The sequence below is a fragment of the Sphingomonas sp. RS2018 genome (assembly GCF_054489605.1).
Window position 1 is genome coordinate 554,620 of record NZ_JBTMWL010000003.1, and the last position, 22,610, is coordinate 577,229.

A 22,610-nucleotide genomic window follows, 5' to 3' on the forward strand; every position below is an offset into this window, starting at 1 on the left:
GCAGAGAGGCCGTCATGACGACTCGATCGGGGGGCAGGATGCGCCGGATAGTGATGATGGCCGCGGGCGTAGCGGCATTGGCGCTGGGCTCCTGTTCGGGGGCGACCGGGGGCGGGTCGCCCGCGACTGTGAACGGGCAGGACTGGACGAGCTTCGTCAAGGCGAGCGTCGAGCGCAATTTCCAGATCGACCCAAGCTTCGCGGTCTATCAGGGCCGGCACGATTTCGACGGCAAGCTGCCCGACTGGAGCGCGGCCGGCCTGAAGGTGCAGGAGGCGTTCTACCGCGGGGTCATCGCCGATGCCGCGAAGTTCGAGCGGCTGACGCCCGAGCAGATGTTTGAGCGCGATTACCTGGTGCAGGTGATGCGCGGCAAGCTCTTCTGGCTGGTGACGGCGGACCAGCCGCACACCAACCCCGCCTTCTATGTGGGCGGCGGGCTGGACCCCAATGTCTACATCAGCCGCGAATATGCCGATGCGCCGACGCGGATGCGCGCGATGATCGCGTTCCTGAAGAACGTGCCACAGGCCGCGGCGAACATTCGCGCGAACCTGAAGATGCCGATGCCGGCGAGCTTCATCTATTATGGCAGCAAGGGGTTCGGCGGGTTCGCCGACTATTATGGCGGGGATGCCAAGGCCGCGTTTGCAAGCGTGCAAGACCCTTCGCTGCAGACCGAATTCGCCACCGCCGCCGCCGCCGCATCGAACGCGATGCGCGAGCTCGCCAAATGGATCGACGCCAACGCCGCCACCGCGACGCAGGATTATGCGTTGGGTGCGGAGCGGTTCGCGCAGATGGTGCGCGATACCGAGGGCGTCGATGTGCCGCTCGACGAGCTGGAGCGGGTGGGTCAGGCCGATCTGAAGCGCAATCGCGACATGCTGGTCGCCGAATGCGCCAAGTATCTGCCCGGCGGCACGGTGCCCGACTGCATGGCGAAGATGAACGCCGACAAGGGCGCGGGCGGGCCGGTGGCGACGGCGACGCGGCAGATCCCCGAACTGCGCGACTTCGTCGTCAAGCACGACCTTGTCACCATTCCCGACGCCGAACAGGCGCTGGTGCGCGAGAGCCCGCCCTACAACCGGCAGAACAGCGCCTACATCGATCCGCCCGGACCGTTCGAGAAGGGCATTCCGTCGATCTACTATATCTCTCCGCCCGACCCGACATGGTCGCCGGCGGTGCAGGCGGCGTTCGTGCCGGGCGATCCGGACCTGCTGTTCACCACGGTACACGAGGTGATGCCGGGGCATTTCCTGCAATTCCGCCACGCCAACAGAGTGAAGTCGCTCGTCGGGCGGCTGTACGTCGGATACGCCTTCGCCGAGGGCTGGGCGCATTATGCGGAGGAGATGATGTGGGAAGCGGGCCTGCGCGGCACGCCTGAGACGCATATCGGCCAGCTGTCGAATGCGCTGTTGCGCGACTGCCGCTATCTCTCCGCGATCGGCCTGCACGCGCGCGGCATGACGCAGGCGCAGAGCCAGGCGATGTTCCAGGAGCAGTGCTTCCAGGACGAGGGGACGGCGAAGCAGCAGGCGGCGCGCGGCACCTACGACCCGGCGTATCTCAACTACACGATGGGCAAGCTGATGATCCGCAAGCTGCGCGCCGACTGGACCGCGCGCAACGGCGGTCGGGAGGCTTGGAAGGGATTCCACGACATGTTCCTGAGCTATGGCGGGCCGCCTATCCCGCTGCTGCGGGGAGCGATGATGGGGACGGAAACGCAGGCGGTGTTCTGAACGCCGCTGTGCGAAAGCGGAACGGAAGCGTTTCCGCTTTCGTTATTGCTGCACCGCACCATCAGGTTTAAGACGATCCGCGATGTCCGCTACCCAGACGACCGAGAAGACCGCCGCGCCCGCACTGGCGCTCCCGACGCTGTTCGAGGCGATCGTCAAGCAGCTGTGCGTGAAGGCGACGTACAATCGCGACTGGGTCGTGCTTGCGCCGCACGTGCTCTACACGCGGCACGGCGAGGTTTATGTCGACGCGATCACCGTCGCGCGCAACGGGATGCTGCCGCGCGAGGACAAGCTCGGGACGTTCAAGGTGTCCGGGTTGGGCGATCCGACGCTGACCGGGCGGGCGTTCGTACCGAATGCGATCTTCGAGCCCGACGCCGAGAAGTACGACGGCGTGGCGCTGCTGAAGGTGGAGCCGGCGGCGGTCGATTGACCGGTTCCTGAGCCCGTCGGGGTCTCGACGAGCTCAGGACGGACGGTGTCCGGTATTAGCGGCAGCGGATTTCCGACTGGCGCTGCTCGACCGAGCGGCCGACCACGGCGCCGAGCGCACCGCCCAGCAACGTGCCGACCGTACGCGAACGGCCACCGTCGATGACGTTGCCCAGCACGCCGCCCGCCGCGCCGCCGACGATCAGGCCGGTGGTGCCGTCACTGCGGCGGCAATAATAGCGGCCGTCGTTACCCGAATAGACGCGGTCGTCGGACGCCAGCACGCGCTCGCGATACTGGTTGCCCGAACGATAATAGCGCGCAGGGTCATAGCCGTTCTCGTCGCGCCAATCCTCGTAACTGGCATAGCCGTCGCCGCGATAGTCGGGCGCGGGGCGGTAATTGTTGTCGTTGTAGCCCGTCCGCGCACTGCTGTCGCGGAAGCGCGCGACCTCGTCGCGGTAAGTCTGGTATTCGCGGTCGAAGCGCTGCTGCGCGGCGTCGAAGCGCTGGCGGTCGGCTGCGCTCTGCGCGGAGGCGGGGACGGCGAGCGCCGCGCAGGCGCTGGCGGCGAGGACGGCGAGGGTCGTGAAGCGCGTCATGGCTCTGGTATCCTGTCAGGTCGGCCACCGTTCCGGGCCGCTGCCGTCGGATACGGGCAGCGGCCGTTATGGTTCCTGAACGCGGGAGTCAGGCGGCGGACAGGGTCTGCTTGCGGCGGGCGGGCAGGCGGCCGAACTCGCGGAGCAACATGGCCCCGGCGAGGACGAGGGCGATCAGATCGAGCGCGATCGGGCCCGCCGTCGCCGGCCGCAGGACGATCAGGTGGAGCAGCGCAGTGGCGACGACGCTGACCCAGGTCGCACGTCGCAGGCTCCGTTCGGCAATGACACGCGGCCAGACCGCCGCGACGAGCAGGCCGGCGGCGAGCGCGCCCCAGAAGGCGAGCGCCAGTGGCGCCTGCGGCCCGGCCAGCGCGCGCAGCCACAGGGCGGCGACGAGCAGCAGCGGCGTTCCCCACACGACAACCGCCCAGCAGGCGGAGAGCCGGTCGCTCGGCAACCCGCGGCGGCGGCGCTTCTGCAGCCACAGGGTCGTGCCGGTCGCGGTGACGACGCACAGCGCCAGGCCCATCAGCATATAGGCGATCTCGACCGGCAGGCCGGCATAGTTGCCGAAATGGAGATTGTAGGTCGACGCCGCGAACTGCTTGCCGAGCGCACCGTCGGCCAGGCCGTTGGCACCGTGCCAGCTGCCGTCGGCGCCGAACGCATAGCTCTCGCCGTAGATCAGGCGGCGGGGGTGTTCGGCGAGGATCTGGATATGGCTGCCGCGCGTGCCGGGATCGTGGACGATGACATAGGTCGGTACAGCGTCCGGCACCCGCGCGGCCAGCGTCCGCATGGCGGCGGCGGCATTGGGCAGCGGGGCGGCGGCGGGGTTGCCGGCGGGCTCTTCGCCGAAGACGGGGGCATAGGCCTTCTCAAGGTCGCCGCCGGTATAGGCCTTGGCGAGCACGGTGAAGCCGACACTGCCCAGCCCGATGAACGCGCCGGTGAGCGACAGTGCCAGCACGAACGGCAGTGTCCACACGCCCAGCCGGTTGTGCCAGTCGGCGCGCGCGACCTGTGAGTCATGACGGCTGCGCAGCGTGAAGGCGTCGCGCAGGATGCGCGGATGGGCGATGACGCCGGTCACCGCCAGCGCGGCGAGCATGACGCCCAGCGCGCCGACGACGATCAGCCCCCAGATCTGCGGCAGGTGGAGATATTCGTGCAGGCCGATCAGGAATTCGGTCCAGGCATGTTCCTCGCGCGCGACGGTCTTGCCGGCATCGTCGACATACCAGGCGCCATGATCGGTGGTGACGACCGCGCGGGGCATGTCGTCGGTCGGCATGCGGATGTAGAGATGGGTGGTCGCCGGCTTGCCGGGCGTGGCGGCGATCGCCGAGGCCATCGCGACCTGCGCCGCGGCAGGGGACAGCGCGCCGGTTTCCGCGACGTTCGGTTGTTCCCAGCGCTGCCACCGGTCGTGGATGACGATCAGCGTGCCGGTCAGCGCGATGATGTAAAGCAGGGCGCTCGCCAGCAGCCCGATGGCGGCGTGACCGCCGAGCGCGCGCTGAACCAGCGTGGCGGGCGGGCGAGGTCGGGTGGTCATGCGGCACTCCAGAGCAAGGTGCCGACCAGCGCGGCGACGGCGGGCGGCGCGATCATCCGGGCGGCGTTCGCGCGGGTCAACTGTGCGACGACGATGGCGCCCCACAGCACAGGCTGGAGCGCGAGTGTGAGCACGGTCGCATCGCTCTCTCCGACACCCGCATGCCGCGCGAAGGCCTGCGCGCCGAACACCAGCCACTGCGCCGCGGCGAAGGCGACGGGCACGGCCAGCACGAACACCGCCAGCCGCCGGAGGATGTCGGGCAGGCGATAGGGTATGGTGATCGCGGGCGCCTCCCGCGACGGACGGCGGACCTTCGCGGGCGATATCCAGGCGGCGTAGAGGACGAGGGCGAGCGCGGTGACGCTGCCCGCGACGATGCCGATCGCCAGTCCCCATGCGCCGTCGCGCCACATCAGCGCCAGCAGCGCGGCGGCCGCCACCGCCCAGCCGGTATGGGCCAACCGCACGCGCCCGGCCCAGCCGGCCCTGACGATCAGGACCGCAGCGCAACAGGCGATGAGGGCGAGCGCGACCATCGCCTCAGTATCGCACGCTGATCGTGCCGAGGATGCTGCGCGGTGCGCCGTAATAGCTCTGGTCGTAATTGAGCGCGGTCAGATATTTGGCGTTGGTCACGTTGCGCAGGTTGGCGCTGACCGCGACGCGCTCGGTCAACTCGTAGCGGGCGAGCAGATCGACCAACGCATAGCCGCCCTGCGTGATGCGGACCTGCTGACCGGTGGTCGTTGAGCGAACGTCGGTGGGCTCGAAATAGAAGCGGCTCTGATACTGGATCGAGGTGCCGAGCTTCAGTGCGGGCAGCGTCGGCGGGCGATAGGTGACATTCAGCCGCCCGGTGTTGCGGGGCACGAAGGTGCGGGCCGGATCGCCCTGCTGATCCTCCACGCGCATCAGCGTATAGCCGCCGGTCGCGTGCAGGCCGGGAAGCAGCTCGCCGCCGAAATCGAGCTCGACGCCCTGCGACTTCGCATCGGTGGGCGTGAAGACGGTGCGGCCGAGCGCCGGGTTGAACTGGCCGAACGCGGTGTTGTTCTGGCGCGCCTGGAACACCGCGATGCTGGCATTGAGGCGTCCGCCGTTCCATTCGCCCTTCAGCCCCGCCTCCAGATTGTCGCCCTCGATCGGCGGCAGGATGGCGTTGCTGGCGCTGAGTTCGGTCTGCGGATTGAAGATCGTCGCGAAGCTCGCATAGGCACTGACGTTCGCCGACAGGTCATAGGTCGCGCCGACGAAGGGCAGGAAGCGCGAGACGCGGAAATTCTGCGGCGTGCCATAGGACACGCCCTCGCTGGTCGAGCGGGTGTAGTTGCCGCCAACCATGACCTTCAGCGGATCGGCCAGGTTCAGGCGGACGAGGCCGTAAGCGGTCTCGCGACGCGAGTGGGTATCGAGGCTGTAATCATAGGGCGTCGGGAAGGTCGGGCGCGGGAAGCTGCCGTCGAACACCGTCGCCAGCGGCAGCGACACGCCGATCTGGGCGGTGTCGTAGCTGGAATACTGGTCGTACTGCTGTGCGCCGCGGTTGATACCGAACATCACGTCGTGGCTGCGGCCAAACGCCTGCACCTTGCCCTCGAGATAGGCGTCGATGGTCAGGTTCTTCGTTTCGCCGCGGAAGGCGCCGGGATAGCTGAAGATGCCCAGACCCGTCGCGCGATCGGGGTTGCCGTAAACGTAGAACAGTTCGTCGTCCTCGCTGACCACGCGGCGCAGCAGCGACACCTTCGCGGTCCAGCCGTCACCGAGACTGTGGGTGATGTCGCCGAAGATCTGGCGGTCGGTGACGTTCCAGCCCGACCATTCGGGGCCGGTGTTGGTCGAGCGATCGAGGTCGATCCGCGTGCCGTCGGTGTAGTAGATCGGCAGCGCCCCCCACATCGCGCCGCGGCTGCGATGGTCCTGATGGCCGTAGCCCGCGCTGACCACGGTGTTCGGGCCCAGATCGGCCTCGACGATGCCGTAGCCGGTCCAGCGGCGCAGCGAATAGCGGTCGAGATAGCTGTCGGTGTCGAGCAGCGCGCCGACGGCGCGCGCCCGCACGCTGCCGTCGCTGGTCAGCGGCACGCTGACGTCGCCGTCCAGGCGGATGTTGTCGAACGAGCCATATTGCGCGCTGGCCGAGATCTGAAACTCGCGGGTCGGCCGCTTGCGGATGAAGTTGATGACGGCCGAGGGATTGCCGGTCGACGACAGCAGGCCCGGCGCGCCACGCACCACTTCGACCCGGTCGTAGATCGCGGTGTCGATCGATCCCGTCTGGATACCGAAGGCGAAGGGCAGGCCGATGCCGTCGATCTGGAACGTCTGGATGTCGAAGCCGCGCGCCGAGTAATAGATGCGGTCGGTTTCCTGCGCCTGCACCGTCACGCCCGGCACCGTCGTCAGCAGCGAATTGACGTCGTTGAGCTGGAAATCCTGGATCTGCGCGCGGGTGACGACGCTGAGCGACTGCGGCGTCTCGCGCTGGCTGACGGCCAGGCGGGTCGCACTGGTCTGGGCCTTCACGGCATAGTCGTCGGTGCCCTCGGTCGCCTGGCCGACAACGACAATGTCCTCGGCGCGCTGCTGCAGCGGGTCGTTCGCCACGGGGGGATCGTTGGCGGGCGGCACGTCGCTCGGGACGGGGGCGGTGGCGGCGGCGATCAGGGCGAGAAGGGCAGTCATGACGAAACGGATCCTGCGGTCGGAAAACTCGCAGGCTCCTTAGCGCGCACTTCTGCTATTGCAAGTCATTCCTAATTGCGGATCGCTCAACCCGTCGTGACGAAACTGTCCATGACGCGCTTCCGGCCGGCCTGTTCGAACTCGACCTCCAGCTTGTTGCCCTCGATTTCGGCGATCGTGCCGTAGCCGAACTTCTGGTGGAACACGCGCTGGCCAAGCGAGAGGTCGTCGCGGCCCTTGTTGCCGATGCTGACGGCGATCCGGGTCGATTCCTTCACGCGGGCAGGCTCCCGGTTGAAGGTGCGGCTGGCGAAACCGCCGCCGGGGTTCTTCACGTCGACGGTCGCGCCGACCCCCGCCGCGCGTTGCCAGCCGGGTCCGCGCCCGGTGCCGCGCGCGACGTCGGCGAAGGGGTCGGCACGCTCGCTCCAGTTGGCGCGCCAGAGCGATTCGCCGCCGGCCATCGTCGTTTCCTCGTCGATGTGCTCCTTGGGGAGTTCGCCGACGAAGCGGCTGGGGATCGACGAATTCCATTGGCCGTAGATGCGGCGGTTGGCGGCGTGGATGATGACCGCGCGGCGGCGCGCGCGGGTGATGGCGACATAGGCGAGGCGGCGTTCCTCCTCGAGGCTCGCGACGCCGCCTTCGTCGAGCGAACGTTGCGAGGGGAACAGCCCTTCCTCCCAACCGACGAGGAAGACCGTGTCGTATTCCAGTCCCTTGGCGGCGTGGATGGTCATGATCGTGACCTTGGCGCCGGTGTCGCGCCCCTCGTTGTCCATCACGAGGCTGACGTGTTCGAGGAACGCGCCGAGGTCGTCATATTCCTCCATCGCGCGGACGAGTTCGGACAGGTTCTCCAGCCGACCCGCGGCCTCCGCCGAGCGATCGGCCTGCAGCATCGCGGTATAGCCGCTCTCGTCGAGTAACTGGCGGGCGAGTTCGGCGTGGGGCAGGTCGGCCGCCTTCTGCCGCCAGCTCGCGAAGTCGGCGACGAGGCGGCCGAGCGACTTCTTCGCCGCGCCCGACAGTTCGTCGGTGTCGAGGATGCGCGCGGCGGCCTCGCTCAGCGGTATCCGCATCGACCGCGACAGCTGGTGGATGCGCGCAACCGCCTTGTCGCCGAGGCCGCGCTTGGGCACGTTGACGATGCGTTCGAAGGCGAGGTCGTCCGCCGGCTGCGCGACGACGCGCAGATAGGCGAGCGCGTCGCGGATCTCGGCGCGTTCGTAGAAGCGGAAACCCCCGACGATCCGGTAGGGCAGGCCGGTCGCGATGAAGCGATCCTCGAACTCACGGGTCTGATGCTGCGCGCGGACGAGGATGGCGACGTCGTCGAGGCTCTTGCCCGCCTGCCGGCAGCCCTCGATCTCCTGCGCGACGCGGCGGGCCTCTTCGGGGCCGTCCCACACGCCGATCACCTTGACCTTTTCGCCGACATCGATTTCGGTCCACAGCGTCTTGCCGAGACGCCCGCCGTTGTTGGCGATGACGCCCGATGCCGCGCCGAGGATGTGCGGGGTCGAACGGTAATTCTGTTCGAGGCGAATGACGGCGGCGCCGGGGAAGTCGCGCTCGAACTTCAGGATGTTCTCCACCTGTGCGCCGCGCCACGAATAGATCGACTGGTCGTCGTCGCCGACGCAGGCGATGTTGCGCCGTTCCTGCGCCAGCAGCCGCAGCCAGAGGTACTGGACGCTGTTCGTATCCTGATACTCGTCCACCATGATGTAGCGGAAGCGGTTCTGATATTGCGACAAAATCTCCCGGTCCGTGCGCAGGATCGTCAGCATGTGGAGCAGCAGGTCGCCGAAGTCGCACGCGTTCAGCGCGCGCAACCGGTCCTGATAGGCGGCGTAGAGTTCCTGCCCGCGGCCGTTGGCGTAGAGTTCACTCTCGCCGGCATCGATGTCCTTGGGCGTCAGCCCCTTGTTCTTCCACCCGTCGATGATCGCGGCGAGGCTGCGCGCCGGGAAGCGCTTCTCGTCGATGCCGGCGTCCGAAATGAGCGTCTTCATCAGGCGCAGCTGGTCGTCGGTGTCGAGGATCGAGAAGTTCGATTTGAGCCCGACGACCTCGGCATGGCGGCGCAGCATCTTCGCGCCGATCGCGTGGAAGGTGCCGAGCCACGGCATCCCCTCCACCATGTCGCCGACCAGCCGGCCGACGCGCTCGCGCATTTCCTTCGCCGCCTTGTTGGTGAAGGTGACGCTCAGGATCTCCGAGGGATAGGCCTTGCGGGTGTAAAGCAGGTGCGCCAGCCGCGCGGTCAGCGCCGCGGTCTTGCCCGTGCCCGCACCCGCCAGCACCAGCACCGGACCATCGGTCGTCAGCACCGCCTCGCGCTGCGGCGCGTTGAGGCCGCGCAGATAGGGCGGATCCTGGTCGGACGGGGGCGGCAAGGTCATTCGCGAACAGTTAGGGAACGGGGCTTGGAAGGGCAACCGGGGGTGATAGGGTAGCTGCGCATGATTCTCGCCCGCCGATCGCTGCTCGCCGGCGCCGCCACCCTGGCCGCGCTTCCGCATCACGCCGTGGCGGGAGATGCGAGGGTGCTGCGCAACTCGATCGCGCTGGACGAGAACCGGGTGTGGATATCTGCCAAGATCGGCGACCACGGGCCCTATTATTTCATCGTCGATACCGGTGCGACGCTCAGCCTGCTGAAGGACGATCTCGCCCGGCAACTGAAGCTGCCAATCATCCGGCGGCGCAGCGTGATCGCCGGGGTGGGCGGCATCTCCGATCTGCCGCTCTACGACGGCGGGGTGGTGACCTTCGCCAGCGGGCTGAAGATTCCCGGCATGCCATTCAACGGCACGGCGACGATGGGGCTGGGCCGCGATGCGGTCGGCAGTTTCGGCGCGGGGCTCTTCACCACCTTCGACAGCGATCTGGATTTCGTGAAGGGCGAATGGCGCGGTTATCCGGACGGCCGACCCGATTTCGCCGGATTGCGCCAGCTGAAGTCGCGCTTCCTGGGTGACGTGGTGCGTGGCGACCGCATCTTTGCCGATGCGACCGTGGGAGGCTTCACGGGCAATTTCCTGATCGATACCGGCGCCCCGGGCGTCATCCGACTGGACGGTCGCGCCAGCAAGGCGAGCGGGCTGTGGGACGACAGCCGGCCCTATGCCCCGGCGCAGAGCCGCGGCATCGGGCGCGCGACGGTGCCGACGCGCGTGGTGCGCACCGATACACTGAAGCTCGGGCCGATGACGCTCCACCGCCCGCTGGTATCGCTGGCCGAGCCGGGTAGCCTCAGCCACGAGGGCGACGGGGTGATCGGCATCCGCGTGCTCGAACGGCTGCACCTGACGACACAGGTGAAGACCCGCACACTCTGGATCGCACCCAACGGGCGCCCCGCGCGGCCCGATGGCTATGCGATGTCGGGCCTGCGCGTCGAGCGGACCGGGGACGTCATGGCGATCGCCGATGTCGGCACGGGCAGTCCGGCGGCGGTGGCGGGTCTCAAGATCGGCGACCAGATTACGGGGATCGCGTGGGATGCCTTGCAGGTCGGCGTCTACGGCGCGCCCGGCAGCGTATTGCGCTTCATCGCCGAGCGGGCGGGGACGAAGCGCGACGTGACGCTGACACTCGCCGACTATCTCTGACACCGTCAACCGCGTCTCAACACTACACGGTTAGTTGAAGCGGCCCGGCGCAGGTCGTACAGGCGCCGCACATACGTCGAAAAGGATCCTCCGCTTGCGCATCACCATCATCGGATCGGGCTATGTCGGCCTGGTATCGGGCACCTGCTTCGCCGATTTCGGGCATGAAGTGGTGTGCGTCGACAAGGATGCGTCGAAGATCGAGCGTCTGCTGGCCGGGATCATGCCGATCTACGAGCCGGGCCTCGACGATCTGGTCGCGCGCAACGTGCGCGGCGGGCGGCTGAGCTTCACCACCGACCTGCCCGAGGCCGTGAGCGATGCCGACGCGGTGTTCATCGCGGTCGGCACCCCGGCGCGGCGTGGCGACGGTCATGCCGACCTGAGCTACGTCCATGGCGCGGCCGCGGAGATCGCGCGCGCGATGACGCGCTTCACGGTGGTGGTGAACAAGTCGACCGTGCCGGTGGGGACGGGCGACGAGGTCGAGCGGATCATCCGCAACGCCAATCCGGATGCCGACTTCGCGGTCGTCTCCAACCCCGAATTCCTGCGCGAGGGCGCGGCGATCGACGATTTCAAGCGGCCCGACCGCATCGTCATCGGCAGCGACGACCCGCGCGGTCTGGCCGTCATGCGGCAGGTCTACCGCCCGCTGTACCTCAACAAGTCGCCGATCGTGGAGATGAGCCGCCGCGCCGCGGAGCTGACGAAATACGCCGGCAACGCGTTCCTGGCGACCAAGATCACTTTCATCAACGAGATCGCCGACCTTTGCGAGCGCGTCGGCGCGAACGTGCAGGACGTGGCGCGCGGCATCGGCTTGGACGGCCGCATCGGCGACAAGTTCCTGCATGCCGGTCCCGGCTATGGCGGGTCGTGCTTCCCGAAGGACACGCTCGCGCTGCTGAAGACCGCGCAGGATCATGAGGCGCCGCAGCGCATCGTGGAGGCGGTGGTCGCGGTGAACGACAACCGCAAGCGCGCAATGGGCCGCAAGGTGATCGCGGCGATGGGCGGCGACGTGCGCGGCAAGACGGTCGCGGTGCTGGGCCTGACGTTCAAGCCGAACACCGACGACATGCGCGATTCGCCGGCGATCGCCGTCATCCAGACGCTGCAGGACGGCGGCGCCACCGTGCGCGCGTTCGATCCCGAGGGGCATGAGCAGGCGAAGAAGGTGCTGGACGACGTCGTCTATTGCACCGGGCCGTACGATGCGATGCAGGGTGCCGACGCGCTGGTGCTGCTGACGGAATGGGATGCGTTCCGCTCGCTCGATTTCCGGCGGGTGAAGTCGCTGCTGACGCAGCCGATCTTCGTCGACCTGCGCAATGTCTATCCGCGCGATCTCGTCGAGGCGGAAGGCTTCGAATACACCGCCGTCGGGCGGTGAGGAACGGCCCCGCGCTCCCCTTGGGCGCGCGGGCGGCTTCAGGCGACCGGTGCGTAGCGCGGCTGAAGCTCGCGCTCCGCCATCTCGCGCTCCCGGCGCTGCCGCCAGGCCCCCAGCGGCTTTTCGACGAAGCGCCACATCAACATCGCATAGCCGACCGCGAGCAGCACCGCCGCCGCCGTCGCGAGGCTTGGGCGCGCATCCAGGCTGCCCGTCATCGCGACGATCAGCCCGCGGTGGACGAGATACAACGTGTACGACCAGCGCGCGATCAGCCGGGTCGCGATATTGTCGAGCAGCCGCGCTATCATCCCCCGATCGCGGATCGCGGTGTTGAACAACACCAACAGGCCGATGCCCTGCAGCGTCTAGCGCAGGGTCTGGCGGAAGACCTCGTCCCGGATCGCGAAGCTGGGCAGCAGCAACAGGGCGGCAAGCACATAGCCCCGGGTGCCGATCGGCAAGATATTCTCGCGGTCCGACACCGGGTTGTTCCACAGCGCCAGGATCGCGCCGAACAGGATCGAATCGACGCGCGTGTGCGTCCACACCGCGATCTCGCGCAGGTTCGCGGCATCCTGCGCCTGCCAGACGCGCACCACCAGCACGACGCCGCACAGGCCGAGGCACACCGCGGCGCATCGGCGGAAGCTCATGCGCCGCGCCAGTGCCGCCAGCAGCAGCGGGAAGGCGAGGTAGAAATGCTCCTCGACCGCCAGCGACCACAGGCCGATCGGCATGCCGCTGCGCGAGACATGGTTGCTGAGGAACGCGATATCGAAGGGCAGGCCGGCGAGGCGGATCGGCCACAGCAGCCCGAGCGCCGACAGCGCGAGGAAGAACAGGATCGTCAGATACATCGGCGGCAGGATGCGTACCGTGCGGCGCAGGTAGAAGCGGCGCAGGCTGACACGGCCGGTGCGGTCGATCTCGCGCCGCAGCAGCGTAGTGATGAGATAGCCGCTCAGGAAGAAGAACAGCGTCACCCCGAACTGGCCCGGCACGACGTGCTTCAGGCCGACGTGCGAACACAGGACGACGATGATCGCGATCGTGCGAAAGCCGTCCAGCGCGGGAATGGTGACGTGCGGGTGATTACCCGTCGGCGAAGCAGCGGTCATGACGTCCGATGGCTACCCGAACAAGGTTAACGTCCTGTCGCCACCGTAACGAACGGCGGCGACAGGCGTCGATGACAGACTTACTTGGCAGCCGGCGCGCCCTTGGGCGCGGCAGGCGGTGCGTAGCCCGGCTGATACTCGATCTTCGCTTCGGCGCGCGCGGTCTTCAGGCGCTGCTGCAGCTGCTCGCCGAGCATCGTGTTGCGCGTGGCGTTGGCGGCGGCCTGGTTCGCCTGCTCGCCCGAGAAGGGGGCGGGCTTCGAACCGGTGATGAGGCTGACCGTGACGAGGTTGCCGAGCGGAATGACGAACGGCTCGCCCGCGGGCACCTTGCGGATCTGGTCCAGCGTCGGCTTCGGGATCTGCGCGGTGTCGATGTCGGTCGAACCGCGGGCATACTTCACGCCCAGCTTGTCCAGCGCGGCGACGACTTCGGTCATCGTCTTGGCCGCACCCAGCTCCTTCAGATACGCGTCGCCCTTGGGCGTCGGGAAACGGATCTGGTCGACAGTCAGGATGGCGCGCTCGGCGAACATGCCGGGGTTCGACGCTTCGAACTTGGCGATGTCGGCCGCGGCGGGCGTCTTCATCGAGCGGGCCAGCTTCTGCGACATCATTTGGACGAGCAGATTGTCCTCGAGCTGGTCGCGGCGCACGATGAAGTCCGGCGTCTGGTCGATGCCGTCCTTGCGCGCGACGTCGGCGAGCAGCTTGCGCTCGACCACCTGTTCGAGCGCCTGGCGCTGGAGCAGCTTCTTGTCGGCGTTCTCGGGCACGTTCGCCTGCGAAAGCACGGCGTTGAGCTCGGTCAGCGTGACCTCCTCGCCATTGACCTTGGCGACGACCTGGCCGGTCGGCTCTGAATTACAGCCGGCCAGCAGGAGCGCGCCGCCGGCGACGGCGAGAAGCAGACCGGCGCGACGTGCGCGGGTCGGATCGGAAGAACGAAGCATGTGCGAGTGTCCCTTCATTCGCGGAAGATAGATGGATGGGCGGGGGTCAGGCCAGCGGTCCGAACAGGACGCGGCGCAGCAGCGGCGGCGAAACCGCACGCAACTGGGAAATGAACGCGATCATCTGCGGGCGGCTGGCGGCCATATCGTCGTTGGCCATCGACACGCGCGCGAGCATGCCGTCCGGATTGATCTGCTTGAGGTTCGAGCGGAGCACCGCCAGGCGCTGCTCGGCCCACGACACCGGGAAGCGATCGCCGATTCGGGTCCAGTAGAGCACTTGTTCGCTGCGCGCGTTGCTGGTCGCGGAAAAGGCGCTGGCGGGAATCGATTCGTTCGGGCCGATCTGCAGCGTCGTCGGCAGCGTCGGCGACAGGGCGTAGCCGCCCGCGGGATAGCAGATTTCCGGGCGATGGATCTGGAGAACGCCGTTCTGGAAGTTCTTGTAAGCGACCAGGAACATCATCACCTGGCCCGCCGGATTGGTGTACACGCGCGTGCCGAGATTGTCGTATAGACGATCCGACAGCGCATCCTCCGGCGGGAGGACAAGGCCGCTGGACTGCTGGAACGTCCATTCGCCCACGCGGTTCGGCAGCAGATTGGCGAACTTGTCCTTGGGGATCGGCGGCGCGACCGGCTGCGGCAGGCGCAACACGGCGGCACCGGCCGCCGCGGCGAACACGCCGCCGACGACGAAGGCGCGCCGGTCGAGCACCGGACCCGAGCGGGCGTCGTCGGACGGGAGCGGAAGAGCGTCGGTGGTCATCAGGCGGCCCCCCCGGCCGTACGCTTCGCATCCGCACGGCGGCTGCGCCAGCGGTCGATGATCGGACCCACCGCGGAGTCGATCGCGAACAGGATGAACAGCGCGGCGGCGAACATCGTCATGCCTGCGAAATTGTGCAGGAAGCCCTGCGCGGTCGCTTCGCCGGCATGATAGGTCAGCAGGATCAGGATCAGCACGCGAACGAAGTTCGCGGCCATCGCCACCGGCACGATGAACAGCGCCAGCGTCAGCATCCGCAGCCGGTCGCCGGCATGGCGGATGTAGATGTAGAAGGTCGCCAGCACCGACAGCGAGATGATCGAGTTGAGGCCCGAACAGGCGGCGGCGACAAGCAGCTGATATTGCGCGACCTGGATCCACACGCCGCTGTAGCCGATCGGATAGCCGACGAGCGCGAGCAGGCCGACCGCCGCCTTGGTGATGACGATCTTCATCGGCAGCGTGAGCGCGTAGACGACCGTTTCGGGCGGCGGGAACACGAAGATCAGATAGCCGAGCGGGAAGGCGAGGCGGCGCAGCACGCCGCTGCCGACCACCGCATAGGCGCCGGCGAGCAGCACGCCGTACATCACGAAGCCCTCGATCTCGATGATCTGCGAGATGCGGGCCAGGACGAACAGCGCGACCATCGGCAGCAGGATCGCGACGGCGCGCCACACCGGCGGCGGCGCGACGGGGCCGGCATCCTTCCACGCGCGGCTGAGCAGCCAGATGCCGGTCAGCAGGACGAGGGGCCCGTGGGCGCCCTGTTCGGTCGACCAGCTTTCGCGCGCGACCATCATCATCGTCGGGACGGCGACGCACGCCGCACCAATCACGAAGATCGCCAGCGCCAGCCACGAGAGGCGCATGTGCGGCCTCACGCCCGGCTTCGCGCGCGCAGGCTCCTGCGTCGCGACGCGCGGTGCCGGCGGCGCGGCCGGGGCGGACTCCAGCGGCACCGGCTCGTCATGATCGGGCGTGCGGTCGCCGGGATGGGTGACGATGTCGGTCATCGCTTCAACCGGACATGCTGCGGCAGAAATATCATGCGTAGGTCTTCATGCCGTAGGTGTCGCCATAGCCATAGCCATAGGGATCGGCGAAGCCGCCCTTGTAGCGGTTTAGCACGGTGCCGATGCAGGGCACGGGATCGAGCAGGCGAACCGCCTCTTCGACCTGGCTCGCGGTCGAGATGCCGTGGTCGACGACCAGCAGATAGGCGTCGAGATACTGCATGCACAGCATCGTGTCGTCGCTGGCGAAGACGGGCGGCAGATCGCAGACGATGCGCGTGTCGGGCGCCATCGCGCGCATACCTGCCATCAGCGAACCGAAGCGCGGCGACGCGATCAGCTCGCTCGACGACTTGCCGCTGGCGATGGTCGGGATGACCACCAACTGGGTGTCGTTGACGCGCAGCGCGGTGTCGAGCGGATCGTCGATCCGCTCCTCGAGATAGTCGGTCAGACCGGGCTCAGGCACGATGTGCATCATCTCGGCAATCGACCCGCGTCGCAGGTCGAGGTCGCAGAGCACGACCGTCGACTGCGCCGTCGGCGCGATCGCTGCGGCCAAATTGACCGAGGTGAAGGTCTTGCCCGCCGCCGGCGTCGCACTGGTCACGCCGATCATCCGCCAGTTGTTGCGCGCCATGATCTTGGCGATCTGCGTGCGCAGCAGGTGATAGGGGCGGGACCGCGCGTCGCGGCTGTGAAAGCCGACGATGCGCCGCTCGTCCAGCTCGCGCTTCGACATCTCCAGGCTGCGCACTGCCGTCGACGGCGTGATGAGAGGCGGGGCGGATTGGGCCATGGAAAGGTTACCGTTCGAGGCTGGCGACGCGGGGGCGGTCTGGCGAAGGGCGGCGTGGCGATCGGTCATGCGACGGCCGCCTTGCGACGACGGAACGGGTTGCGGAAGATCCGGCGCAGCAACGACGGCTTGGCACCCGCCAGCGGCTCGATGAAGGGCACCAGCGCGAGCGTCGGCGCACCCGTGATCTGCGCTACGCGGCCCGGCGTGCGGATCGGCCGCAGGAACATCTCTACCGCCAGCGCGAGCAGGAGGCCGAGGCCGAGGCCGCCGGCGATGCCTGCGCCCATGATGAGCAGGCGATCGGGGGACGCGGGCTTGTCGGGCACGACCGGCGGATCGACGACGACCAGACGTTCGCCGAGCTGTTCGTTGGCGGCGCGCGCACCGGCCTGCGCGGTCATCAGCCGCTGCGATACGGCGTCATACTGCTTGTAGAGGCCCTCGAGCTTCTGCTGGAGTTGGCCCGCTTCCTGCTGCACGACGGGCGCCCGCGATTGCGACGCGATGGCCGCGGCCGCCTGCGACTGGTCGCGGTTCTTGGCGGCGCGCAGTTCGGCGATCTGGCGATTGTTGAACGCGATCTGCTCGGCGATGTTGTCGACGGGCACCTTGCGCACGTTCTGCGCGGCGAGCTGCTTGGCCTCGGCCAGCCGCTGGCGGGCGAGCTTCACGTCGGGGTGCGATTCCGAATAGGTCGCACGCGCCGCGGCCAGCGCGGTTTCGGCATTGACGACGACCGGATCGCGCTCGTCGGCGGTGGTCAGGTTCTGGCGCTGCATCTGCAGCATCTGGTTCGACCGCGTTAGATCGGCGATCTGCACGTCGTAACCGCCGCCGCCCGACACGATCGGTGCGCCCGAGCGCGACAGGATGCCGCCGTAGCGCGCGTTCAGACCCGACACCTGGCCCTCGAGATCGTTGATGTCGCTCTTCAGCGTGTTGCCCTGTTCGGTCAGGAACTGGACGGTCTGGCTGGCCGATGCGACGTCCGACGACGAATTCAGATCGACGATCTGTTCCATCAGCGTCTGCGCGATGGCCTGCGCCTTCACCGGCTCGCCGTAGCGGAAGTTCAGCTTGAACGCGATCGTGCGATCTTCGGGCTTCGACGTGTTCAGGTCGGCATCGATCGACGTCAGCGCGATATTGTCGCGCATCGTCTCGATAATCTGCGACAGCGGCTTGTTCGCGCGCTCCTTCGCATAGAGCTGGTTGGTCTCGATCAGCGCGAGCAGCTTGGGCCGGCTGATGACCTGCTGGCGCAGCGCCTCGATGCGACGGTTGATGACGTCGCTGTCGCTGGCCGTGCCGATCACGTCGTTGGGCAGCGTGGGCGACTGGACGAGCAGGGTGGCGGTCGAGTCGTACTGGCGCGGCAGCAGGACGACCGCGACGGCGGCGGCGATCACCCCCAGGATGGCGGGGATGATGAGGAACCATTTGCGCTGCCAGATGATCGACGGCAGCTGGGCGATGAACCCGCCGCCGCTGGCCTGCGGCTGGGCCTGATCGTCGTAATAATCGTTCACTTCAATGCTCCAAGGCCCAGCTGGATGCCGACGGCGATGCCGGCGTTCGCGCGTCGCGGCTGAGTCGAACCGAAGATTTTGGAATAGTTGGCGGAGGTGAAGAAAGTCATATTCTCGGTCAGCCGCCGGTCGTAGCGCGCGAACGCGCCGGCGAAGTCGAGTGGCGGCTGAAGGTTGGCGGCGACCACGCGACCGCGCCCGGTGCGGGCATAGTTACCGCCGACGCTGATCTGGCTGCCGGGCGACAGGCGATAGGAATAATCGGCGCCGATGGTGTCCGAAATACGCACGTCGCCGTTGGCTGCCGGCTGCGGGCTGCGCTGTGCGTTCAGGCAGAAGCGCGAGAACTCGCCCTGCGAGCAGGCCTGGATATTGGTCGTCAGCGACGAGAAGCTGATATCGGGCTGGCCCACGCCCTGCTGAAGGCTGGTGCGCGCGATGCCGGCCGATGCCGAGATGGTCCAGCGGGCGGCGACGCGCGTGTCGAGCGCCAGCAGCGCGGAAACCGTTTCCGAATCGCCGATGCGGGTGCGCAGGAAGTCGCTCTTCGCGAAGCTGCCGATGACGCCGACCGAGGTACGCTCATCCAGCACGCGGTTGACGCGCGCCTGCGTGCTCAGCGAATTGAAGTCGCTGAGGAACGGCCCGCCGAAGCGCATCGTGCGGGCGCCCGCATCGATCGACACCTGCGTGCGCTGCGACAGGCGATAGTCGATCCCGGTGTTCGCGTCGAACGAGGACACGCGGGTGCGCTGGCCCAGGATCGTCACGTCGGTCGGGATGAAGGGCACGTCGGGCAGCACGAAGTCGGGCGTGTTGACCAGCGGATCGCCCGCCGACAGCGTCGGTCGGCCGAAGCCGCCGAACCCGCCCTGGTTGTAACCGTAGCCGGCGCGTGCGCGCAGCGTGGCATTCTCCGAGATGCGCGAGATGATGTCCGACGTCGCGCCGTAATTGTCCTCCAGCCCGTAGCGGCGGAGGAACTGGCGGAACTGCGCGGAGCCGGCCAGATCGATCGTCGTGCTCTCAGTCCGATAGCGCAGCCGGGGGCGAAGCTCCGCCGTCGCCGCGACCGACACGCCGGACGTGCCCGCCTCGTTGTACGGATTCGTCTCCGCGGTCACGCCGCCGGAGACCGTCATGCCCGTCTGGACGGTTTGTGCCGTCAGGATGCCGGGGGCGGCGAAGGCGAAGACGGCGCCCGCACAGCATTCGGCAAGCCGAACCATTCGACCGCGCATATTATACTCCCCCACGGCGCAGTGCTGCGCCAAAACCTATGGTACGATGACGATGTCGCCGGGCATCAGCGTGACGATGTTCGCGCGACCGATGTCGTTGCTCGACACGCCGCCGCGGAACAGCGACCCGAGCCGCGCCTGCAAGGTCACCAGCTTGTCGCCTTGGCGACGGATGATCGAGACGTTGTCGAGATTGGCGAACTCGGCGGGTCCGCCGGCCAGGCTGATCGCGTCGAGCACGTTGATGTATCGCCCGGGCGTGAACGTGCTGGGCGCGCGCACCTTGCCCATCACCGAGAACTGCAGGCCCGACGGGCTGCGCACCGAGACGGTGACGTTGGGCACGTCGCCGCGATACTGCGCCTTCAGTCGCTCGCTGATCTGGCGCTCGACCGCCTGGGGCAGCAGGCCCTGGACACGCAGCTGGCCGACCAGCGGGAAGGCGATGGTGCCGTCGGGCAGGACGCGCAGCGTGCGCTGCAACCGCTCTTCGCCCCAGACGTAGATGTCGAGTTCGTCACCGGCGTTGATGACATAGGTCGCCTGCGCCGCGGTCGCCGGGGCGCTGGCGGCGGGCGAACTGATCGTCGGAGCGTTGGTGGCGGGGGCGGGCGCGGTCTGCGCCACGGCGACCCCGCTCGTGCCGAGCGCGAGCGTGGCGAGGATCATACGACCGAAGCGTCCATTGACGGGACGACGAAACGTCAAGCATGCGTACAAAATAATGACTCCGTAGTGCTCGACTGATTTACCAGTCGCGCTATTAGCATTCCAATGCTGTATTTCCAGTTAAAACTCTGCACCATCTCTCGTCGGCTGGGCCGCGGTGCCATCGTCGCCGCCGTGATCGCCACCACGCTGACGGGATGTTCGGACAAGACTCAGAAGGCGCTGGCCGAAGCACAGACCGCGCAGAACCTGCTCGACGCCGGCAACCTGCCCGCCGCGCGCAATGCGGTGGCGCGCGCACTGGCGCTGCGCGACGACCAGCTCGACATCATCCTGCTCGACGGCCGGATTAAATATCAGATGGGCGACGCCGGCGCCGCCTTCGACGCCTACAACCTGGCGCTCGCGATCGATCCGAACAACGCGGAGGCGTTGCAGGCGGTGTCGCAGATCGGCGCCTCGATCGGCAACGAGGCGGATTCGCGCATGGCGACCGACCGCATCCTCGCGGGCAATCCCGGCAACATTCCCGCCCTGCTGGTCCGGGGCGTGCAGGCGCTGAACCGCCGCGATTTCGCCGCCGCGGAAAAGGCGGCGGACCGCATGCGCGAGTCCGATCCGAAGAGCGAGCCCGGCTTGGTGCTGAAGGCGCGGACAATGTCGCAGACCGGCCGCGCGGCCGAGGCGCTGGCCCTTTTGCGCGAGGCGGCGAAGGAGAATGGCGCGACCCGCATGATTGCCACTGCGCTGCTGGAGAATGCGCGCGATGCCGGCGACCTGACGCTGATGCGCGAGCAATATGCCCGGTTGGCCGAACTCGTGCCGAACAACATCGACCTGACGCTGGACGAGGCCAACATCGCCTACAAGACCGGCGACCGCGATGGCGCGCGCGGGCTCGGCTGGTCGCTGCTGACCAAGAACGGCACCAGCGACGAGGCGGTCACGCGGCTGATCGACCTGTGGGAGGAATATGACCCGCGCCCGCTGGACGACACGCAGGTCACCACGCTGGTGAACGACGGCCCGCCGGCGGCGCGGCTGGCGGTCGCGCGCTATTATCTGACTGCGGGCGATGCGAGAACGGCGTCTACGCTGACCGCCGACCTTCCGGGCGAGGAAGCGAACGGCCTGCGCGCGCGGATCGCGGATGCGGGTGGCGATGCCGGGGCGTTGCCCGCCGCCGAGGCCGTGCTGGCGCGCGACCAGACCAATTGCGACGCGCTGGCCGTCCGCGCCAACGGTGCGTTGCGCCGCAACCGGCCGACCGAAGCGGTCGTCGCCGCGCAACGGATGGCGAGCGAGTGCCTGGGCGGCGACGGCTATGAACTGCTCGCGCGGTCCTATGCCGCCCGCAACGACGACATCGCGGTGCGCCGCGCGTTCCTGGAGGGCATTCGCGTGCAGCCGCTGTCGACGCCGATCGTCGCGCGCTACGCCAGCTGGCTGGCCGCGAACGGCGCGGTGGGGGAGGCGGCCGACGTCGCGCGCCGCCTGACCCAGCGCGCGCCGGCCAAGGTCAGCGGCTGGCGCCTGCTGCAGGTCGCTTGCGCCCGCGCTAGTCGCGCGTCCTGCGTCGCCGAGGCCAAGGCGGGCGAGGCGACCGCGCGTCGAACCTATGCGATCGACCTGCCGCCGGGTCAGCGCCGGGCCAACCCGCTGCTCGGCAACAGCTGGCGGTGAGCGTGTCCATAGGGGAGATCGACTTCCTCGACGTCCATTTCGCCGACGTCGGGTTGGTTGAGACGCTGGCGTGGGTGCGCCGGGCGATGGCGGGGAACCGGTTCGCCTATCTCGTCACGCCCAACGTCGATCACCTCGTCCGCTTGCACGGCGAAGGAATGCGCGGCGCCTTCGCCGATGCGGTGGCGGACGCCGACCTGCGCGTGAACGACAGCCGCATCCTCGCGAAACTGGCGTCGCTGTCGGGGCTGACCCTGCCGGTGGTGCCGGGCAGCGACCTGACCCGCCTGTTGATCGAGGGCGGGCTGCCGGCGGGGACGCGCGTGCTGCTCGTCGGGGGCAGTGCTGTTGATGCGGCCTGGCTCGCGGAGCAGTTGGCGGGTGCGGAGGTGACGCATCATCAACCGCCGATGGGCGTGGCGCGCGATCCCGCCAAGCAGCGCGCGATCGTCGAACAGGTCGAAGCGAGCGACGCCGCGCTGGTCCTGTTTGCGATCGGCGCACCGCAGAGCGAGATCGTCGCGCACCAGCTGCAACGCCGCGGGCGTGCGCGCGGCGTCGGCTTGTGCATCGGCGCGTCGATCGAATTCCTGACCGGCGCCAAGCGCCGCGCGCCGATCGCGCTACAGCGGATCGGAATGGAATGGGCGTATCGCCTGGCCAGCGAACCCCGGCGGTTGTGGCGGCGCTATCTGGTCGAGGGACCGCGTATCTTCGCGATCTGGCATCGCTGGCGGAACCGCTGAGAAACACTTTGTAAGTGTTTGTCCC

At 67.9% G+C, this 22,610-nt stretch carries 20 protein-coding genes; 6 read left to right on the forward strand and 14 right to left on the reverse strand.

The genetic code is table 11. The features are described from left to right. The first annotated feature begins 38 nt into the window (after positions 1 to 38). Together ACX40P_RS12145 and ACX40P_RS12150 are read left to right on the forward strand one after the other, a co-directional pair. Positions 39 to 1,754, forward strand: a complete 1,716-nt coding sequence (locus ACX40P_RS12145; protein WP_459126666.1) for a DUF885 domain-containing protein — start codon at positions 39 to 41, stop codon at positions 1,752 to 1,754. A gap of 82 nt (positions 1,755 to 1,836) precedes the next feature. After that, positions 1,837 to 2,190: a WYL domain-containing protein gene (locus tag ACX40P_RS12150; protein ID WP_459126592.1), complete on the forward strand. Its 354-nt coding sequence runs from the start codon at positions 1,837 to 1,839 to the stop codon at positions 2,188 to 2,190. Positions 2,191 to 2,245: 55 nt separating this feature from the next. Here ACX40P_RS12150 and ACX40P_RS12155 read toward each other — a convergent pair whose 3' ends face one another. From ACX40P_RS12155 to ACX40P_RS12175, 5 genes are all read right to left on the reverse strand, one after another. After that, a complete protein-coding gene (locus tag ACX40P_RS12155) occupies positions 2,246 to 2,791 on the reverse strand; it encodes a glycine zipper 2TM domain-containing protein (protein ID WP_459126593.1) in 546 nt (181 codons plus the stop codon). Between the two features lie 88 nt (positions 2,792 to 2,879). After that, positions 2,880 to 4,352, reverse strand: coding sequence for a PepSY-associated TM helix domain-containing protein (locus tag ACX40P_RS12160; protein ID WP_459126594.1), 1,473 nt, complete (start codon positions 4,350 to 4,352; stop codon positions 2,880 to 2,882). Further along, on the reverse strand, positions 4,349 to 4,891 hold the full coding sequence (locus ACX40P_RS12165; protein ID WP_459126595.1) for a hypothetical protein: 543 nt from the start codon (positions 4,889 to 4,891) through the stop codon (positions 4,349 to 4,351). The genes ACX40P_RS12160 and ACX40P_RS12165 overlap by 4 nt, the downstream gene beginning before the upstream one ends. Before the next feature lie 4 nt (positions 4,892 to 4,895). Continuing rightward, positions 4,896 to 7,040: a TonB-dependent siderophore receptor gene (locus ACX40P_RS12170; RefSeq protein WP_459126596.1), complete on the reverse strand. Its 2,145-nt coding sequence runs from the start codon at positions 7,038 to 7,040 to the stop codon at positions 4,896 to 4,898. An 86-nt stretch (positions 7,041 to 7,126) separates the two neighbouring features. Next, on the reverse strand, positions 7,127 to 9,448 hold the full coding sequence (locus tag ACX40P_RS12175; RefSeq protein WP_459126597.1) for an ATP-dependent helicase: 2,322 nt from the start codon (positions 9,446 to 9,448) through the stop codon (positions 7,127 to 7,129). 60 nt (positions 9,449 to 9,508) lie between these two features. Here ACX40P_RS12175 and ACX40P_RS12180 point away from each other — a divergent pair, with 60 nt between their 5' ends. Together ACX40P_RS12180 and ACX40P_RS12185 are read left to right on the forward strand one after the other, a co-directional pair. Continuing rightward, positions 9,509 to 10,660: an aspartyl protease family protein gene (locus ACX40P_RS12180; RefSeq protein WP_459126598.1), complete on the forward strand. Its 1,152-nt coding sequence runs from the start codon at positions 9,509 to 9,511 to the stop codon at positions 10,658 to 10,660. A 94-nt stretch (positions 10,661 to 10,754) separates the two neighbouring features. Further along, on the forward strand, positions 10,755 to 12,056 hold the full coding sequence (locus tag ACX40P_RS12185; protein WP_459126599.1) for a UDP-glucose dehydrogenase family protein: 1,302 nt from the start codon (positions 10,755 to 10,757) through the stop codon (positions 12,054 to 12,056). A 38-nt stretch (positions 12,057 to 12,094) separates the two neighbouring features. Here the strand turns inward: ACX40P_RS12185 and ACX40P_RS12190 are convergent, their stop codons facing one another. From ACX40P_RS12190 to ACX40P_RS12230, 9 genes are all read right to left on the reverse strand, one after another. Next, a complete protein-coding gene (locus ACX40P_RS12190; RefSeq protein WP_459126600.1) occupies positions 12,095 to 12,400 on the reverse strand; it encodes a hypothetical protein in 306 nt (101 codons plus the stop codon). Between the two features lie 24 nt (positions 12,401 to 12,424). Continuing rightward, a complete protein-coding gene (locus tag ACX40P_RS12195; RefSeq protein ID WP_459126601.1) occupies positions 12,425 to 13,177 on the reverse strand; it encodes an acyltransferase family protein in 753 nt (250 codons plus the stop codon). An 80-nt stretch (positions 13,178 to 13,257) separates the two neighbouring features. Beyond that, positions 13,258 to 14,130, reverse strand: a complete 873-nt coding sequence (locus ACX40P_RS12200; RefSeq protein WP_459126602.1) for a SurA N-terminal domain-containing protein — start codon at positions 14,128 to 14,130, stop codon at positions 13,258 to 13,260. A 46-nt stretch (positions 14,131 to 14,176) separates the two neighbouring features. Continuing rightward, the gene (gene epsI, locus ACX40P_RS12205) at positions 14,177 to 14,899 is read right to left on the reverse strand and encodes an exosortase-associated protein EpsI, V-type (protein ID WP_459126603.1); all 723 of its coding nucleotides are present in this window, start codon (positions 14,897 to 14,899) and stop codon (positions 14,177 to 14,179) included. Continuing rightward, positions 14,899 to 15,915 carry an exosortase V gene (gene xrtV, locus ACX40P_RS12210; protein ID WP_459126604.1) on the reverse strand — a complete coding sequence of 339 codons (1,017 nt, stop codon included), beginning with the start codon at positions 15,913 to 15,915 and terminating at the stop codon, positions 14,899 to 14,901. Before xrtV ends, epsI begins: the two co-directional genes overlap by 1 nt. 31 nt (positions 15,916 to 15,946) lie before the next feature. Then, positions 15,947 to 16,783 carry a CpsD/CapB family tyrosine-protein kinase gene (locus ACX40P_RS12215; RefSeq protein ID WP_459126605.1) on the reverse strand — a complete coding sequence of 279 codons (837 nt, stop codon included), beginning with the start codon at positions 16,781 to 16,783 and terminating at the stop codon, positions 15,947 to 15,949. Further along, entirely contained in the window at positions 16,780 to 18,246 is a 1,467-nt protein-coding gene (locus ACX40P_RS12220) for a Wzz/FepE/Etk N-terminal domain-containing protein (RefSeq protein WP_459126606.1), read from the reverse strand. The genes ACX40P_RS12215 and ACX40P_RS12220 overlap by 4 nt, the downstream gene beginning before the upstream one ends. Further along, a complete protein-coding gene (locus tag ACX40P_RS12225) occupies positions 18,243 to 19,475 on the reverse strand; it encodes a hypothetical protein (RefSeq protein WP_459126607.1) in 1,233 nt (410 codons plus the stop codon). Before ACX40P_RS12225 ends, ACX40P_RS12220 begins: the two co-directional genes overlap by 4 nt. A 48-nt stretch (positions 19,476 to 19,523) precedes the next feature. After that, complete coding sequence (locus ACX40P_RS12230; protein ID WP_459126608.1) at positions 19,524 to 20,156, reverse strand: polysaccharide biosynthesis/export family protein; 633 nt, start codon at positions 20,154 to 20,156, stop codon at positions 19,524 to 19,526. 105 nt (positions 20,157 to 20,261) lie between these two features. On the opposite strand from ACX40P_RS12230, the gene ACX40P_RS12235 reads away from it, so the two are divergent. Beyond that, on the forward strand, positions 20,262 to 21,839 hold the full coding sequence (locus tag ACX40P_RS12235) for a tetratricopeptide repeat protein (RefSeq protein WP_459126609.1): 1,578 nt from the start codon (positions 20,262 to 20,264) through the stop codon (positions 21,837 to 21,839). Next, complete coding sequence (locus tag ACX40P_RS12240) at positions 21,836 to 22,585, forward strand: WecB/TagA/CpsF family glycosyltransferase (protein ID WP_459126610.1); 750 nt, start codon at positions 21,836 to 21,838, stop codon at positions 22,583 to 22,585. Before ACX40P_RS12235 ends, ACX40P_RS12240 begins: the two co-directional genes overlap by 4 nt. Positions 22,586 to 22,610 lie beyond the last annotated feature (25 nt).

Excerpts from the sequence above, each read along its gene's own strand:
- ACX40P_RS12145 (WP_459126666.1), top strand. The coding sequence starts at position 39 with ATGCGCCGGATAGTGATGATGGCCGCGGGCGTAGCGGCATTGGCGCTG.
- ACX40P_RS12150 (WP_459126592.1), top strand. The coding sequence starts at position 1,837 with ATGTCCGCTACCCAGACGACCGAGAAGACCGCCGCGCCCGCACTGGCG.
- ACX40P_RS12155 (WP_459126593.1), bottom strand. The coding sequence starts at position 2,791 with ATGACGCGCTTCACGACCCTCGCCGTCCTCGCCGCCAGCGCCTGCGCG.
- ACX40P_RS12160 (WP_459126594.1), bottom strand. The coding sequence starts at position 4,352 with ATGACCACCCGACCTCGCCCGCCCGCCACGCTGGTTCAGCGCGCGCTC.
- ACX40P_RS12165 (WP_459126595.1), bottom strand. The coding sequence starts at position 4,891 with ATGGTCGCGCTCGCCCTCATCGCCTGTTGCGCTGCGGTCCTGATCGTC.
- ACX40P_RS12170 (WP_459126596.1), bottom strand. The coding sequence starts at position 7,040 with ATGACTGCCCTTCTCGCCCTGATCGCCGCCGCCACCGCCCCCGTCCCG.
- ACX40P_RS12175 (WP_459126597.1), bottom strand. The coding sequence starts at position 9,448 with ATGACCTTGCCGCCCCCGTCCGACCAGGATCCGCCCTATCTGCGCGGC.
- ACX40P_RS12180 (WP_459126598.1), top strand. The coding sequence starts at position 9,509 with ATGATTCTCGCCCGCCGATCGCTGCTCGCCGGCGCCGCCACCCTGGCC.
- ACX40P_RS12195 (WP_459126601.1), bottom strand. The coding sequence starts at position 13,177 with ATGACCGCTGCTTCGCCGACGGGTAATCACCCGCACGTCACCATTCCC.
- ACX40P_RS12200 (WP_459126602.1), bottom strand. The coding sequence starts at position 14,130 with ATGCTTCGTTCTTCCGATCCGACCCGCGCACGTCGCGCCGGTCTGCTT.
- epsI (WP_459126603.1), bottom strand. The coding sequence starts at position 14,899 with ATGACCACCGACGCTCTTCCGCTCCCGTCCGACGACGCCCGCTCGGGT.
- xrtV (WP_459126604.1), bottom strand. The coding sequence starts at position 15,915 with ATGACCGACATCGTCACCCATCCCGGCGACCGCACGCCCGATCATGAC.
- ACX40P_RS12215 (WP_459126605.1), bottom strand. The coding sequence starts at position 16,783 with ATGACCGATCGCCACGCCGCCCTTCGCCAGACCGCCCCCGCGTCGCCA.
- ACX40P_RS12225 (WP_459126607.1), bottom strand. The coding sequence starts at position 19,475 with ATGGTTCGGCTTGCCGAATGCTGTGCGGGCGCCGTCTTCGCCTTCGCC.
- ACX40P_RS12230 (WP_459126608.1), bottom strand. The coding sequence starts at position 20,156 with ATGATCCTCGCCACGCTCGCGCTCGGCACGAGCGGGGTCGCCGTGGCG.
- ACX40P_RS12235 (WP_459126609.1), top strand. The coding sequence starts at position 20,262 with ATGCTGTATTTCCAGTTAAAACTCTGCACCATCTCTCGTCGGCTGGGC.